Annotated in this window: 16 protein-coding genes; 6 read left to right on the top strand and 10 right to left on the bottom strand. The window is 57.3% G+C overall.

All coding sequences use genetic code 11. From position 1 onward, the window contains the following. Positions 1–105: 105 nt before the first annotated feature. Complete coding sequence (locus PG731_RS00345) at positions 106–1,386, top strand: hypothetical protein (protein ID WP_270771416.1); 1,281 nt, start codon at positions 106–108, stop codon at positions 1,384–1,386. Between the two features lie 159 nt (positions 1,387–1,545). Here the strand turns inward: PG731_RS00345 and PG731_RS00340 are convergent, their stop codons facing one another. Beyond that, entirely contained in the window at positions 1,546–2,937 is a 1,392-nt protein-coding gene (locus PG731_RS00340) for a glycine--tRNA ligase (RefSeq protein WP_270771414.1), read from the bottom strand. Positions 2,938–3,093: 156 nt separating this feature from the next. Here PG731_RS00340 and PG731_RS00335 point away from each other — a divergent pair, with 156 nt between their 5' ends. From PG731_RS00335 to PG731_RS00315, 5 genes are all read left to right on the top strand, one after another. Further along, positions 3,094–4,149 (top strand): metal ABC transporter substrate-binding protein, encoded by a 1,056-nt coding sequence (locus PG731_RS00335; protein ID WP_270771413.1) that lies wholly within the window; start codon positions 3,094–3,096, stop codon positions 4,147–4,149. Between the two features lie 35 nt (positions 4,150–4,184). Further along, a complete protein-coding gene (locus tag PG731_RS00330; RefSeq protein WP_270771651.1) occupies positions 4,185–4,964 on the top strand; it encodes a metal ABC transporter ATP-binding protein in 780 nt (259 codons plus the stop codon). Further along, on the top strand, positions 4,961–5,923 hold the full coding sequence (locus PG731_RS00325) for a metal ABC transporter permease (RefSeq protein WP_270771412.1): 963 nt from the start codon (positions 4,961–4,963) through the stop codon (positions 5,921–5,923). Before PG731_RS00330 ends, PG731_RS00325 begins: the two co-directional genes overlap by 4 nt. A 117-nt stretch (positions 5,924–6,040) precedes the next feature. Beyond that, positions 6,041–6,478 (top strand): Fur family transcriptional regulator, encoded by a 438-nt coding sequence (locus PG731_RS00320; protein WP_270771410.1) that lies wholly within the window; start codon positions 6,041–6,043, stop codon positions 6,476–6,478. Then, on the top strand, positions 6,475–6,984 hold the full coding sequence (locus PG731_RS00315) for a VTT domain-containing protein (protein ID WP_101627349.1): 510 nt from the start codon (positions 6,475–6,477) through the stop codon (positions 6,982–6,984). The genes PG731_RS00320 and PG731_RS00315 overlap by 4 nt, the downstream gene beginning before the upstream one ends. Before the next feature lie 7 nt (positions 6,985–6,991). Here PG731_RS00315 and PG731_RS00310 read toward each other — a convergent pair whose 3' ends face one another. The 9 genes from PG731_RS00310 to PG731_RS00270 form a co-directional block, all read right to left on the bottom strand. Then, entirely contained in the window at positions 6,992–7,822 is an 831-nt protein-coding gene (locus PG731_RS00310; RefSeq protein ID WP_270771407.1) for an isoprenyl transferase, read from the bottom strand. Continuing rightward, a complete protein-coding gene (gene recO / locus PG731_RS00305) occupies positions 7,822–8,556 on the bottom strand; it encodes a DNA repair protein RecO (protein ID WP_270771650.1) in 735 nt (244 codons plus the stop codon). The genes PG731_RS00310 and recO overlap by 1 nt, the downstream gene beginning before the upstream one ends. A gap of 164 nt (positions 8,557–8,720) precedes the next feature. Next, positions 8,721–10,475 carry a 2-isopropylmalate synthase gene (gene leuA / locus PG731_RS00300; RefSeq protein ID WP_270771405.1) on the bottom strand — a complete coding sequence of 585 codons (1,755 nt, stop codon included), beginning with the start codon at positions 10,473–10,475 and terminating at the stop codon, positions 8,721–8,723. A gap of 241 nt (positions 10,476–10,716) precedes the next feature. Further along, a complete protein-coding gene (locus tag PG731_RS00295; RefSeq protein ID WP_270771403.1) occupies positions 10,717–11,073 on the bottom strand; it encodes a DUF1304 family protein in 357 nt (118 codons plus the stop codon). A gap of 55 nt (positions 11,074–11,128) precedes the next feature. Continuing rightward, a complete protein-coding gene (locus tag PG731_RS00290) occupies positions 11,129–12,094 on the bottom strand; it encodes an amino acid kinase family protein (protein WP_270771400.1) in 966 nt (321 codons plus the stop codon). Continuing rightward, positions 12,095–13,294 carry a GTPase Era gene (gene era / locus PG731_RS00285; protein ID WP_270771397.1) on the bottom strand — a complete coding sequence of 400 codons (1,200 nt, stop codon included), beginning with the start codon at positions 13,292–13,294 and terminating at the stop codon, positions 12,095–12,097. Continuing rightward, positions 13,294–14,613 carry a hemolysin family protein gene (locus PG731_RS00280; protein WP_270771394.1) on the bottom strand — a complete coding sequence of 440 codons (1,320 nt, stop codon included), beginning with the start codon at positions 14,611–14,613 and terminating at the stop codon, positions 13,294–13,296. The genes era and PG731_RS00280 overlap by 1 nt, the downstream gene beginning before the upstream one ends. Then, positions 14,610–15,059, bottom strand: coding sequence for an rRNA maturation RNase YbeY (ybeY, locus tag PG731_RS00275; protein ID WP_101627356.1), 450 nt, complete (start codon positions 15,057–15,059; stop codon positions 14,610–14,612). Before ybeY ends, PG731_RS00280 begins: the two co-directional genes overlap by 4 nt. Beyond that, positions 15,052–16,077 (bottom strand): PhoH family protein, encoded by a 1,026-nt coding sequence (locus tag PG731_RS00270; RefSeq protein ID WP_270771648.1) that lies wholly within the window; start codon positions 16,075–16,077, stop codon positions 15,052–15,054. Before PG731_RS00270 ends, ybeY begins: the two co-directional genes overlap by 8 nt. Positions 16,078–16,207: the final 130 nt, after the last annotated feature.

Genomic DNA, 16,207 nt, shown 5'->3' with positions numbered 1-16,207 from the left:
TACACGAAAGTGAATTGGACCGTCGAATAGTTCGGCGTATTTGATCGACAGATCCAGACGGAGGCGCGGATATCACTAAGACATTCGCCCCTCCGGAGCGGAGGAATGATGAGACCCGGAGAGACGATGAAGCACTGGACACTCGCCACGTACGCCGTATTGAGCGCTCTTTCCCTGAGCGCCTGCATCGCAGGAAGCCCCCGATCTCTTCCAGCAGCGGAGTTCACGACTCAGGGGGAAGCCCTGGCGATACAGCTCAGCAAGTCCGCCATTCGCTATGAAGGTACGCCCTCGAAGACCGGATACATGGTCCTCGCCGATCCTTCGGGTCGAACGCGCGCCTTCCAATCGGGGCAGATGTTCGGCGCCCAGCCCCTGTGGACCGAGTCCGGTTTGTTCTACGGAGGCGCCGCCTCTGAGCTCCTCACCACGGATGAAGGAACTCGGGAGATCACCCGCGATATCGAACCGGATGGAGAGTTGGCTAGGTACCCGCACGACGGCGGACGAGGCTTCATGAGCGTCTACAACGGCGGAGCGGATCCCGGGGGCTACCAGCAGCCTGTCCTCATCGGGCATCCCGAGGGCACGGAGAGCCTCGATGTAAGAGGCGCCTACATGAATATGGGCGCTTGCTCCGACACGCTCTACGCAGTGACGGAGACGAAGTTTGCGCCCAATCTTCTCGAACAGGCGAAGGCCGTTCACCGGGAGAATACGGGGGATTCTTCACAGAACGAGGAATTCGACGTTCTCGTTCAGCTTTTCCCCTCAGACGATCCGCAGAATCCGACGGTCCTCGAAGCCCTCCCCCACGACGAACGATTCTCCCGGGGCAATCGGGAGTTCCTCTGCTACGGCGAGACCATCTCCCTTCTCAGTTTCCTCCTCGATCATCCTGATGCCCAGCGCGGGGATGGACGCGATCCCTCCGCCGGGCACGCGGTTCTCGAGTCGTGGAATCTTCGGACTCACGAGCGGCGCTCGCTCGACCTCACCGACAATGACGGAGCATTCCTGGATCTGACGCGGGACGACCTGACGATCCCGACGGGCACTCTGGACGGTTCGACCTTCCGTTTCGTCACGATGACGGGCAAGGTGTTCTCAGTCGATATCGATACGGGGATCGGGACTCATCTCTACACCTTCGAGCGCTCCCCGGAAGGAGGGAGCGTTCCCCGATACGATGCGACAACACGGGCGATCTACCGGCTCGACAACGGAATGAACGACGATTCGGTTCTCGACTTCTCCCGATACGTCTTCGACACGGAACGCTTCGAGCATCTGTTCGACGTGGAGAGCCTTGCGCCGTATCGGCGGGGCGGTCTCAATATCGAAGGGATCGCCGTGAATCCGGTCTGGGAGAAGGCCCTGTCTTAAGGCCGCTTCGAGGGTCCTTAGACGAACTCTTCACCGATGGGAGGCCGGCCTGACGCGGCACGAGCGCAGGAAGTCAGGATTTCGAGCCGGAAACGTCATGCTCTCGCGGGAGTTACTCGCGAGAGCATGACATCTGCGTGTCAGCGCGCCGGCGGCTCGTCAGCAGTCGAGGAGCTTGGACGCGAGCCAAGGCTTCACCTGGTCGAGCGGGATGCGCTCCTGCGTCATGGTGTCGCGGTCGCGGACGGTCACTGCCTTGTCTTCAACCGAGTCGAAGTCGTAGGTGATGCAGTACGGGGTGCCGATTTCGTCTTGGCGACGGTAGCGACGGCCAACGGCGCCCGCATCGTCGTATTCGACATTCCAGATGGAGCGGAGGTCTGCTGCAAGTTCGCGTGCCGGGCCGGTTAGCTCGGGCTTACGCGATAGTGGCAGGACAGCTGCCTTCACGGGGGCAAGACGCGAGTCGAGGCGCAGAACGGTGCGCTTGTCGACGCCGCCCTTGGTGTTGGGGGCTTCGTCCTCGTGGTAGGCCTCGACGAGGAATGCCATGAGCGAGCGGGTCAGGCCAGCGGACGGCTCGATGACGTAGGGAGTCCAACGTTCGCCGGTGGTCTGGTCGAAGTAGTCGAGCTTCGAGCCGGAGGCTTCGGAGTGGACACCCAGGTCGTAGTCGGTACGGTTTGCGATGCCTTCGAGTTCACCCCATTCGGAGCCCTGGAATCCGAAGCGGTATTCGATGTCGACGGTGCGCTTGGAGTAGTGCGAGAGCTTTTCCTTTGGGTGCTCGTAGAAGCGCAGGTTGTCGGGGTTGATGCCAAGGTCGGTATACCAGTCGCGACGGTAGTCGATCCAGTACTGATGCCATTCTTCGTCGGTGCCCGGTGCGCAGAAGAACTCGAGTTCCATCTGCTCAAATTCGCGGGTACGGAAGATGAAGTTACCGGGGGTGATTTCGTTACGGAAGGACTTGCCGATCTGGCCGATGCCAAACGGTGGCTTCTTGCGCGAGGCGGCCGCAACGTTTCCGTAGTTGATGAAGATACCCTGAGCGGTTTCGGGGCGCAGGTAGTGCAGACCAGACTCGTCGTCGACCGGGCCGAGGTAGGTCTTGAGCAGGCCAGAGAATGCGCGAGGCTCGGTGAACTGACCGCGGGTGCCACAGTTGGGGCATGCGACGTCTCCGAGAGCGACGTCATCCGGGTTGTCGAGGCCGTGCTTAGCAGCGTGAGCTTCCTGCAGATTGTCTGCACGGAGGCGCTTGTGACAGGAGGTGCACTCAACGAGCGGATCGGTGAATGCCTTGACGTGACCGGAAGCAACCCAAGTCTGACGAGGAAGGATGACGGAGGAGTCCAGACCCACGACGTCTTCGCGGGAGCGAACCATGTACTGCCACCACTGCTTCTTAATGTTTTCCTTCAGTTCAACGCCGAGCGGGCCGTAGTCCCACGCGGAGCGAGTACCACCGTAAATATCGCCACATGGGAAGACGAATCCACGACGCTTGGCTAGGGAGATAACGGAATCAAGACGAGAAGGCGCTGCCACTTTGTGCTCCTTGTTTGGCGGCCACACCTGGCTGGCGCAGCCTGCGATAGTGGGAGTCTACCGAACTTAGCGACGGCTTCGTTGACAGGCTCAGTGTGACGCACATCCTCCTTCCCACTATTGGCAATGATTACCATTAAGGGTGAAACTTGAAGCATGAAGTTATCTCGTTCTGTTGTTATCGCTAGCGCGCTCGCTGGCTCTTTCGCTTTGGCCGCATGTTCGTCCACGACGACCACCCAGTCGGCGTCAGATGCCTCCACATCCGGTTCGTCATCACCTCTGAATGTGATGGCGTCCTTCTACCCACTGAAGTATCTGACCGAAGAAATCGGTGGCGACCTCGTCAAGGTCACCTCGTTGACCCCCGATGGCGCTGAACCGCACGATCTTGAGCTTTCTCCCGCCACCGTCGACCAGCTTGGCAAGGCCGATGCTGTCGTTTATCTGGGGGGTTTCCAGTCGGCAGTGGACGAAGCTGTTGAGCACAACGCTCCGGAAACGGTCATCGACGTCGCTAAGGCTGTTCAGCTTGTTGATGTTGCAGAAGACGGCAATCACCCGGCCGAAGAGGAAGAAGAAGGCGACGCTACCGAGTCTGATTCGCACGATCATGAAGCAGATCATGACGACGCCGATCACATGGCCTCGAGCGAAACCGCTGAAGAAGCTGAGCACCATCACCACCACGACATGGCGACTGACCCTCACTTCTGGCTGGATCCGGAACGCATGGGCCAGGCAGCAACGGCTATCGGCCAGTCTCTTGCCAAGGCTGATCCGGAAAATGCTCAGACCTACACATCCAACGCGGCAACGGTCACCAAGAACATGAAGGATCTGTCGACCGAACTCGTTGACGCAACAGCAACCTGCAAACACCAGACCTTCGTCACTGCTCACACCGCATTCGGCTACCTTGCAGACCGCACCGGCCTGACACAGGTGGGCATCTCGGGTCTGGATCCTGAGTCCTCGCCCTCGCCGGCCCGCCTGGAAGAAATCTCCAAGCTCGTGAAGTCCGAAGGTATCACGACGATCTTCACTGAAGCTCTCATCGACCCGAAGGTTGAGCAGACTCTTGCTGACGATCTTGGAATCCAGACCGCGGTTCTCGATCCGATCGAAAGCCAGGTTGATTCATCCAAGGACTACGCAGCGGTCATGCGTGACAACATCACCGCTCTTCAGACGGCTTTGTCCTGCAAGTGAGCAACACTAAAAACTCGGGAGCGGATGTCCCTGAGATGGGGATATCCGCTCCCGTCATTTCACTGGATAATGTCCACGTTGCGTGGGATTCTCACCTCGTTCTCCACGGGATCGAATTCGATGTTCACCCCGGGCAAGCTGTTGCACTGACGGGAGCGAATGGATCAGGAAAGTCCACAACTCTCCACGCCATTCTTGGTACCGCTCCGATTACCCGCGGATCGATTCACCTCTTCGGTGTTAATAACACTCAGCGTCGCGCGCTCAACTGGGATCGAATCGGCTATGTCCCTCAGCGCATCAGCGTTGGTGGCGCAGTCACATCCAGCGCTCTGGAAGTTGTAAAGTCGGGTCTTCTGGGCCCAAAGAAGTGGTGGAGCCTTCCCGGAGATACAAAGAAGGCAATGACTGCACTGAAGAGAGTCGGGTTGGCACACCGTGCCAAAGACTCGATGTCGATTCTTTCGGGTGGACAGCAACAGCGAGTCCTCATCGCTCGAGCACTCGTCCGCAATCCCGATTTGCTTATCATGGACGAACCCATGGCCGGCATCGACCGAACATCTCGAGAGCGCCTCGCACGAATCGTTAGCGAAGCAAAAGCTGAGGGAACAACGATTCTTGTCGTGCTCCACGAGCTCGGCGAACTCGGTCCGCTTCTCGATAGGGAACTCCACATCGGTGGCGGACACGTCACCTACGACGGACCACCTCACATCAGTGACGACCACGAACAGCATTCCGATGGTGGCGGCCACCATCACGGGCATCCGCAGGCCGGGCCAGGCTTCATCGACGATATTTGGCAGGCATGATGATCGCGACAATTATCGACGGACTCACTTCACTGCTGACCTCGTCCCTCATGCAACGCTCACTTCTTGCCGCTCTCATCGTCGGCTTGTCAGCACCGGTTGTCGGCACCTACTTGGTGCATCGCCGACTGGCAATGCTCGGTGACGGAATCGGGCATATTTCGCTGACCGGCGTAGCGCTCGGCTGGTTTGCCGGCACAATGGCGAACGCGAACCCGCAAGATTCGTGGGCGATCCCAGGGGCGATGATTATTTCGCTTGTGGGAGCTATCGCGATCGAATTGGTTCGCCAGTCTGGGCGCACGTCTGCTGACGTGGCGCTCGCAATGCTGTTCTACGGTGGCATTGCCGGCGGCGTCCTTCTTATCGGTCTTGCCGGTGGCACTTCAGCCCAGCTGAGTTCTTACCTCTTCGGCTCGATTGCTACCGTGACATGGACCGATATCAGGCTGATTTCAGTCCTCGGAATCCTCATCTTGGCAGTGGGAGTCGGTATTGCACCAGCTCTTTTCTCAGTGACGAACGATGAAGATTTCGCGCGTTCAACCGGGCTACCCACAAAGACACTGTCGATGATTATTGCCATCCTGTCTGCCCTGACCGTGGCTGTTGCGATGCGCGTTGTGGGGTCGCTACTGGTGTCCGCACTCATGATCATTCCCGTTGCCATCTCACAGCTGATGGCTAAGTCATTTCGATCAACGATGGCATGGGCCATGGTTTTCGGCGCGATCATCTGCATCACGGGACTGTCTTTCACATACTTCATCGATCTGTCCCCGGGCGCATCCATCGTTGTATTCGCAATTGCCCTGTACGCGATCGGATTCATCATCAAGGGGCTGGTCGACAGGCGCCAACGTGCGTCAAAAATGGCAAATGTGCGCGCCCGCGTCGCTCACCCCGAACACCACAACAACCACTCAACACAACAGAATCGCTCCCGTACCCGGCTTTGATCAGACGCAGTGTCACTATCACGGTCGGACAGAAACGAACCGAACCGATATGCTCAGGCTGAGCACGTGAACCACCCATCCACCCGATTGACCCGATGCAAAACTGGAGGACCGAAAATGCAACGCATGACCAAGCAACGTCAGGCGGTTTTCGCCGAGCTCACTCGGGTACCTGATTTCCGTAGCGCCCAACAGATTTTCGAAGACCTGCACAAGCAGGGACACAAGGTCGGTCTTGCGACCGTCTACAGGAACCTGCAGGCTCTTGCTGACGGCCGCGATGTGGACGTGTTGCGTAGCGTCGATGGAGAATCCTTGTTCCGCGTATGCCATTCATCCACGCACCACCACCATTTGGTCTGTCGCAACTGTGGGCATACTGAAGAGATCGAACTGGATATGACCGAGAAGTGGATTCACGATATTGCATCCGCGCACGGTTTTACGGCTGTCGAGCATTCGGTTGAATTGTTTGGCCTATGCCAGACATGTTCAGCTAGCGCGGCAGATGATAAGGGCCCTGCGGGTACTCAGTCGTCTCAGGATGCTCAGTGATCCCTTCGTGGGCCGATCACGGCCTGGCGCTTTTTATTGCCCTCTTCGTGATCGTTTTTTGCCGAGCCCAGGGAACCTATTGGTTGGGTCGGCTTGCCGCGCGTGGCGCGTTGGCTGGCGTCGGCAAAGATGGTGTGTGGGGTTCGATTGCCCACTGGTTTAACGGCCCTACGCCGAAGCGCGGTGCGAAGCTGTTGGACAAGTGGGGGTTAATCATCATTCCCCTGTGTTTCCTGACCGTTGGTATCCAAACTGCGGTAAACGCCGGTGCCGGCTTAGTCTCCATGAAGTGGCGCACGTACACACTAGCGATGATTCCTGGTTGCATCGCATGGGCAATCCTGTACGGCATGGGGATGCTGGCTATTTGGATGGCATTGCTTGGCGCAGTTGCTGGCTCTTGGTGGGGTCGCGCGGGACTGCTTGCCGTCGCCGCTGTTGCCATTGGAGTAATTGCATGGCGCAAGCGCACCTCCAGCGAGCCTGCTACCGTCCGCGTCGACTGACTCGTTTTTACGAGGCCGACCCCACCTGATCGATCGCTCCCCCGAATCGGCGGTCGCGCCCTGCGTATTCGAGCAGACAGTCCCACAGCACTTCACGATCGAACGCAGGCCACGGCGTATCAATGAACATCATTTCCGAGTACGCCATCTGCCAGAGCAGGTAGTTGGAGATGCGCTTCTCCCCCGACGTGCGAATCATCAGGTCAACGTCAGGAACATCGGGCAGATACAGGTGATAAGCAAATGACTTTTCTGTCACGCCCTCTGGGCGGAGCTTCCCCGTTGCGACCTGCCTAGCGATATCTCGCGCAGCATCAGCGATCTCTGCACGACCGCCATAGTTCACGCACATGATGAGGTCCAGTGTGGAGTTATCTTTCGTGGCCTCGTCTGCCTTCGACAGAGCCTTCACGACGGACTTCCATAGGCGGGGTTCACGCCCACTCCAGCGCACGTGGACTCCCCAGTCCTTCAGTTGATCGGTACGGCGAGCAAGAACGTCGGTCGCGTAATTCATGATGAAACGGACCTCTGCTGGGCTCCGCTTCCAGTTTTCCGTAGAGAACGTGTACACCGACAGGTAGCGGACTCCCGCATCAATGGCACCCGCGATCGTATCCATCAGCGCATATTCACCGGCACGGTGTCCTTCGGTGCGCGCTAAGCCTCGTGAATTCGCCCAACGGCCGTTACCATCCATGATCAGCGCAACGTGTGCGGGCACTTCCCCCGTAGCAAATTCGGGAACAGGCTGATGCCACTGACCCGGCCCGGTCAGAGGCGCGCTGGGATCACCACCGGCTCGATCCATCGGTGTCAGATTCGCTTCAGGTGCCATCAACTGTTCCTTTCAAGGACCCGCAATGAACGAATGCGATGTTCAACGTGCCATTGAGCATAGGCGTTGACAAGCCCGTATGCCTCAATGCGAGCGAAATCCGGCGAGTTATCGGCTCGGTTCCACTCTCCGGACAGCAGGTCCCCCATCAATTCCATCGCTTCGAAAGAGGGAGCTGACGCTCCGATGGGCCGGCAGTTTTCGCAGACGGCACCACCTTCGTGAATGGAAAAAGCAGCGTGTGGCCCCTGGGCTCCGCACACGGCACAATCGAAGAACGACGGTGCCCAGCCAGCTATCGCAAGCGCGCGGAGAATATACGATGCGAGCACCAGATTGGGGTCGTGACGCACGTGTGCAAGAGCGTAGAGAGCACCGATCAGCAGAAGATGTTGGGAGCGCGCTCCATCATCAGAATCAGCAGTCAGTTTCTCTGCGATCTCGATCATGACACATGCGCGGGCATACAGCTCAAAATCTTTCGATAACGCGTCACCGTGCTGGGTGATGACTTCAGCTTGGGTGATGATATCGAGGTTCCTCCCGCGATGGAGTTGCACGTCGATCACGCCGAATGGTTCAAGACGCGCGCCCATCTTCGACGTTGTTCTGCGTACGCCCTTACCGACTGCGCGAACCAGACCGTTATTCGCGGTAAGCAGTGTGATGATCCTGTCGGCCTCCCCCAGTTTGTGGGTGCGAAGCACGATCGCTTCGTCTCGATACGTTCTCATCACGGTGAAATTGTCCCACTTCGGCGCATTGATGGCGCGTTATGCAATGCGGGGACGAGGCGACTGTCGAGTCCCTGGCTGAAATAGGAGTGAGAAAACGGCGACTGGAAAATGGCCGGGGCGGGAACGAAGTGGTCGTACCCGCCCCGTTTCTACACTGTATATCAGCGCAAAGCCCTGTTCACCGCAGAAATAACTGCTTTATAGGTTGCTCGTGTAATCGACGAATCGATACCGACACCCCAGAGGATCTGGCCGTTGACGGTGGCTTCAACGTAGGACGCTGCCTTCGCGTCACCACCCTGGCCCATCGCGTGTTCGGAGTAGTCGAGGACGCGGACGTCCAAATCGAACTGGCCGAGCGTCTTGACGAATGCTTCGATCGGACCGCCGGCGTGTGCCCTGACCTCGACGGGCTCACCTTGATCCTTCAGTGTCGCCTTCAGATCAACCTGCTCGTCGGCGTTGGTCGTCACGTGAGAAGTTCCGAGTTCGAAGCGACCCCAGGCGGTGAGGTCCTTCGCTGCCGAGTTCGGCAGGTATTCATCGGCGAAGATCTGCCAGAGGGTATCGCCGTCGATCTCGCCACCGTAGGAGTCCGTGTGTCGCTGAACGATGCGAGAGAACTCGATCTGCAGACGACGTGGCAGTTCCAGATTGTGGGTGGTCGACATGAGGTAGGCGACGCCACCCTTGCCGGACTGCGAGTTCACGCGGACAACGGCCTCGTAGGAACGACCCACGTCGTGCGGGTCGATCGGCAAGTAGGGCAACTCCCACACCACTGCATTTTCGTCACCGCCAGCTTCTCCAACTTTCTTCTTGCGGGCGAAGAAACCCTTCTTAATCGCATCCTGGTGCGATCCGGAGAAAGAAGTGTAGACGAGGTCACCCACGTAAGGTGCACGCGGTGACGTTTCCATCGACGTGCAGTATTCGACGATCTGACGGATCTCATCGATATTCGTTAGGTCAACACCCGGGTCAATGCCTTGGCTGAACAGGTTGAGCCCCAGGGTCAGCAGGTCAACGTTACCGGTGCGTTCACCCTGACCGAGCAAACAACCTTCCACGCGGTCTGCACCGGCAAGCAATGCCAGTTCAGCCGCAGCAACGCCGGTTCCACGGTCGTTGTGCGGGTGTACGCTGATCGCGATGTTTTCGCGATGGCTGAGGTTGCGTGACATGTATTCGATCTGGTCGGCATAAACGTTCGGCGTTGCACGTTCAACGGTTGCCGGCAGGTTCACAATGATTTCGCGGTCGTCTTCGGGCTGCCAAATATCCATGACGGATTCGCAGATTTCGAGAGCAAAGTCGAGTTCGGTATCCACGAAGATTTCGGGCGAATATTCGAAGCCGAAGATCGTTTCGTCGCCCAGACGCTTTTCTGCCTGCGCCACCACTTCGCGTGCACCGCAGACAGCCAAGTCGATCGTTTGCGCCTTGTCGTTGCCGAAGACGAGCTCGCGGAACAGCGGCGACGTCGCGTTGTACAGGTGGACGGTCGCGCGCGGGAAACCGACGAGGGCTTCAAGGGTGCGCTCAATGATTTCAGGGCGAGACTGGGTCAGAACCGAGATCGTCACATCGTCCGGCACTGCATCTTCGTCAATCAGGGATCGTACGAAATCAAAGTCAGTCTGCGATGCTGCGGGGAAGCCGATTTCTATCTCCTTGTATCCGCGACTGACCAACAGGTCGAACATCTTGCGCTTACGACTCGGGTCCATCGGCTCAATCAGTGCCTGGTTACCGTCACGCAGGTCCGTCGACATCCAGCGAGGTGCGTGAGTAATCCGATTCGAGGGCCACGTGCGGTCGTCCAGAACAACGGGGTTCGTGTCGAGGAACGGCTTGTACTTTGCAATCGGCATGTGCGAGCCAGAAGGAGTGGGGACGTTTCCAGTCGTCTTCATTGTGTTTCTTTCTTCGCTATCCTGATTCGCCCGGTTATCGGTGGGCGTCGGGTCGAAACACGTTGAGCCGTGGCGAGGTTTCGACCCTTTCAGGCCTCGTCACGGCAAAGAAGCAGGAGCATCCATTTTCGGCTCATGCCTCGTAGCGTATGACAGACGGGGTAAGCGTAGGCGTCCACTTCGTTATGTGGACGTTTCGCCTTTCAGATCGCCAGCCCAATCACGAGGCCGACCACCGCAATCAAGGGGGACATGCCTTGTTTGATGGCTGCGCTGTGGTGCTCCTCGGATGTGATAAACAGAACGAGTGCGAGCGCAGCATGGAAGCGGTAGCAAAGATGGCGAGTGTATTGCCCACGACAAACAGCGTGCCCTCACCATGCGATACACACGCAAGAATGGCACCAATCAGGCCATCAAGAGCGAAGAAAAGAGTGTAGACGCCCTGGTTGGAGGCGTAGAACACGTGCTTTCGCGCTTCTTCAGCGCTATCGCCGAAGATTGAACGCGCGGTCGGCTCTTCCCACGCAAAGGCTTCCACATTGAAACAGTGCAGAAGACCAGCATAGATCGTCGTAGCAAGACCAATAATCGTCAAAGATGTCTTGGTTCTATTGTCCCGCGCTTCGTAGCAACGCGCGTTTAACCATTGGTCACACCGAGGTGATGGTTGTTCCCACTTCACCGCTCAGAGCTCTATCAGCATCCGCCAACGCGCAAATAACACCACGGCGACCCGTACCAGCCGGGGCCTTCGATACGAAGTCAACGATTGCTTCAACTTTGGGGCGCATGGAACCTTCAGCAAGTTCCCCCGACTCAATCAGAGCACGTCCTTCATCCAAAGAAATGCGGTGAAGCCAGTGTTGCATTGGTGTTCCCCACCCCGTGGCAACCGCCGGAACTGCAGTCAGGATGACCAGAGCAGAGGCTCCCAACTCATCAGCCATGAGAGCTGCGCTTCGGTCCTTGTCGATAACCGCGTCCACGGCTTTCATTTCATAGTCGGTGCGAATAACTGGGATACCGCCACCGCCTGAAGCGATGACGATGAAGCCGGCGTTTGCCAGAGCTTGAATCGCCTCAATTTCAACGATCCGACGTGGCAATGGAGAAGCAACATACTTCCTAAATCCACGCCCAGCATCCTCGCGGTACACGGATCCGGGCTCTTCCTTCATCCGCTGTTCCGCCATTTCCCGAGTCAGAAACTGACCGATCGGTTTGGTCGGGTCAGCGAATGCTGGATCATTGGGATCTACTTCCACACGAGTCAGAAGACCGGCTACTTTGCCGGAATACCCGCGAGTCGCCCCAGCCTCGTCGATTGAACGCACCAGGTGCTCGCCAATGTACCCCTGGCTCATCGCAACCATCTCTGGAAGATCAACGTCGGGCACACCGGGGTCAGCTGCAACTCCCAGGGAAAACGCGCGCGTGATCTGACCAACCTGGGGCCCATTCCCGTGAGCGATCACAAGAGGGCCCGCATCAGCCAAACTCACCAAGACTGGCGCAGCCTGACGCAACAGGTGCAACTGATCGTCGGGTGTCTGCCCTAGAGCATTACCTCCTAGAGCAACAACCGTCGTGGAACTAGAAGAGTAATCGCTCTTCATCTAGAACCCGAGACGTCCCAACATTTTCGGATCTGACTGCCAGTCTTTCGCCGTTCGCACATGCAGATCCAAATACACACGCGCTTTCAGCAAGTCCTCGATCAAAGGACGTGATTTTGAGCCAATCTCTTTCAGGCGCGATCCTTTCTTACCAATGATGATGGCCTTCTGAGAATCGCGTTCAACATAAACGTTGACGTGCACATTCATCAGCGGTGGACGAGTATCACCCTCGCGACGAGGCCTGGCAACGATCTCTTCAACCTGAACTGCAAGTGAGTGCGGAAGCTCATCACGGACCCCTTCAAGTGCAGCTTCGCGAATGAACTCTGCAATCAGAGTGTCACGCGATTCATCGGTCACATCCCCATCCGGGTAGAGCGGTGGGGAGAGCGGAACCGCCTTCGTCAGCACATCAAGCAGCTGGTCAACGCCATTTCCGTCAAAAGCACTGACGGGAACGATCGCCGCGAAATCACCCATCTTGTCAATCGACAGCAGATGCTTCATCAGGCGCTCTCGACTGACCAGATCACACTTCGTCGCAACAGCAATAATCGGACGACGAACGTCCTTCAATTCGCGAGCAATGAACTTGTCGCCAGGACCAATACGCTGGTCAGCAGGCAAACAGAAGACGACGACATCAACTTCCGCGAGCGCCTCGCGAACCATGTCATTCAGGCGTTTGCCCAAAAGCGTTCGCGGACGATGATATCCGGGGGTATCAACCAGAACCAGCTGGCTCTTTTCACCGTGGACGATGCCACGAATATTGTGACGCGTCGTTTCAGGACGACCCGATGTAATCGCAATCTTCTGGCCGACGAGCGCGTTTGTCAGCGTTGATTTACCTACGTTCGGACGACCCACGATAGAGACGAATCCCGCGCGGAAGTCCTGAGGAAAGTCTGGGATCATCAGGCCGGCGCCCGCGTTCGTTTCGTCGCGCAGAGCTTTCATCCCCTCGACGACAGCGAACACATCTTCGGGGTCAATGTCACTTGCGTCGTCGAGATCGACGTCATCGAAGGCCTGGCTATCTGCGTCATCAACATCATCGAACTCAGTGGTGTGCGCGACCTCGTCCCCTAATGCGCCAAGTTCGCCAGCATCAATGTCACTGTCATCGACGAACACTTCATCGCTTTCGAACGCGTTTGGGCCTGCCATCAGCTCGTCATCGCTGGGGAAATGCATTATGCGTCCTCACTGGTTTCTTCGGTCGATTCATCGCTCGCCACGAGTAGCGAACACACAATCGTACCAACTTGGCGACGGCGTCCTCGTGCTTCTTCGGCGAGCATGTGGATGCCTAATGCGTCACCCTGCGCCCCGGGAAGAGGGACGCGCCCCAATGCCTTTGCGAGCAAACCACCGACAGAGTCCACGTCGTCATCTTCAAGTTCAAGGTCGAAGAGCTCGCCGAGCTCGGTAATTGGATAGCGTGCAGGTACACGCCACGATCCGTCGTCACGTTGTTCGGGCTCAATAATTCCCTTGTCATGTTCGTCGGTGAGGTCACCGACGACTTCTTCAATGAGGTCCTCAAGGGTCACCAGCCCCGCTACGCCACCGTATTCATCGATGACGATCGCCATATGGAAGTGGTCTGCTTGCATCAGACGAAGCAGATCGTCTGCGGGCTTCATTTCGACGGTGAACTCGACCGGGCGCATCATCTGCTCTGCCACCTGGTCCATGTCCGCCCCGTAGGTCTGCAAGCGGGCAACAACATCCTTGAAATAGAGGATGCCACGAATGTCATCGACATCGTCACCTTCAACAGGAATGCGTGAAAAGCCCGAGCGGACAAACAGGCGCAAGGCTTTATGAGCGGGAAGATCCGCCGGGGCGGTCACCATTTCAGTTCTGGGAACCATCACTTCGCGGACAAGCGTATGCCCCAGGTCCAGAACGGATCGCAACATTTCGCGATCCTCGTCTTCAAGTCCTTCGGTTTCACCCACCTGGTCGACCATTTCGCGCAGGTCATTTGCCATTTCGGCGCGTGCTTCGGCTTCCGTCAGGTCAGATGCGGGAAGACGCCCACGGATGGCCTCAACAAGAGGGTCGAGGAATCTTGTCAGAGTAACGAGGGAGGACACCAACGGTGCTCCCGACAGAGCAATCTTCTCTGGACTACGCTGTCCCCAACGGGAAGGAACAAGCGAAATGAAGACGAAATGGACGAAGGTGATCGCTAGTAAAGCAACGAGAGCTGTCGCCCACCACGCCAACGACATCGAAGAAAACGCAAGCGTCAATGAGACGGCAACAATCACTTGGGAAAACGTGCGAAAACCACGCAAAACAAGCGTCGCCCGCCTGCGATGGCCCAGTAGAGTCAACAGTGTGGAAGCATTCTGGCGTTCTTCCTCAACCAGATCCGTTGCACGCGCAATCGACATACGAGAAAACGCAACCTCGATCGACTGAAGCATCGCAGCTAAGAAAAGCCCGACAACCGCAATGATGATCAGAGCAGGAAGAGGAAGTGAGGCGGTAGAAGAGATCATCGAGTTGCCAGGAAAGTCAGCAGTAGCTTACGTTGCAGGTCAAACATGACTTTCTTTTCATCTTCTTCGGCGTGATCGTAGCCGAGCAGATGCAACATACCGTGGGTGGCCAGCATCAGCATTTCTTCAACCATCGCGTGACCGGCTTCAAGGGCCTGTTTCTGGGCGACCTGCGGGCAAATACAGATATCACCAAGCGTCCCCGACAAAGTCGGGTTGTCGGCACTTCCCGGGCGGAGCTCATCCATCGGGAAGCTCATAACGTCAGTCGGTCCAGGAAGATCAAGCCAGCGCAAATGCAGGTCTTCCATCGGTTCGGGATTGATGAACAGAATGTTCAGTTCGACGTCGGTGGCGACGTGCATCTGCGTGAGCACGTGGTCAGCAAGAGCTGCGAATTCGCTCCCGTCAATGACGAAATCAGTTTCGTTGATGACTTCAGTCATCGGTTCCTCCCTGGTAGCGACCAGTGCGTGATCGATCAGATGACGGCCTTCTCGTCCGAGCTGCACGTGAGCGTGAAACATTCGTACGTGTTCGCCCAGATGTGGAGCGTTGAGCACTCAGTCGGTCTTCCCAACGCTCGTAGGCGTCTATGATTTCTCCGACCAGCTGATGACGCACTACGTCTGCGCTGGTCAGGTAGCAGAATTCAATTCCGTCGATGTCACTCAGGATCTTCGAGATGACCGCAAGACCGGATTGACCAGCACCCGGTAAATCCACCTGAGACGCGTCGCCAGTGACAACAATCTGAGAGTTGAATCCGAGCCTCGTCAAAAACATTTTCATCTGGTTCGGCGTCGTATTCTGCGCCTCATCCAAGATGATGAAGGAGTCGTTCAGCGTGCGACCGCGCATGTACGCCAGAGGGGCCACTTCGATTGTGCCCGCAGCCATGAGTTTTGGCAGGACCTCGGGATCGAGCATGTCTTTCAGCGCATCGTAGAGCGGACGCAGGTACGGGTCGATCTTGTCGGTCAGGGAACCGGGCAAGAAACCGAGGTTCTCCCCCGCTTCCACCGCAGGACGGGTCAGCACAATGCGCTTGACCTGCCCGGAAAGCAGACGTTGCACGCCGGCTGCCATCGCAAGATAGGTCTTACCCGTACCCGCCGGGCCGAGTCCGAAGACGATCGTCGACCGATCAATCGCATCAACATAGGCCTTCTGACCAGCAGACTTCGGGCGGATAGAACGACCACGGACGGAAAGAATTTCGTCGGAAACAGCGGGCGTTGCGAATGTTCGGGTGAGCAGTGAGATGGCGTGCTCGACTGCCTGCGCATCCAATGGCTGACCCTTCTTCGCCAAAGAAATCAGTTCTTCGATCAAGTCGCCGGCAACACCAAGATCCGCAGAAAAGCCGGTGAGCGAAATATCGCGGCCAATGACGTGGAAGTTCACGCGCGGGAAACCGTGTTCCAGAGCGCGCAACACCTGATCTGATGTGCCAAGCAGCATCAGAGGATCAAGGTCAGCAGGGATTGAAATGTGACGGGTTGATGCGACAATTCGCGCAACGTCGGGGTCTGCCACTGATGCTCCGTTTCTTTCTTCGTATTCCACAGTCTAGCGACTTCACGTCATACTT

This window comes from Pauljensenia sp. OF14-1SRA (assembly GCF_027694595.1).
Lineage (GTDB): Bacteria > Actinomycetota > Actinomycetes > Actinomycetales > Actinomycetaceae > Pauljensenia > Pauljensenia turicensis_B.
Note: the sequence above shows the minus strand (reverse complement) of the source record. Positions and strands in the feature narration are given on the sequence as shown.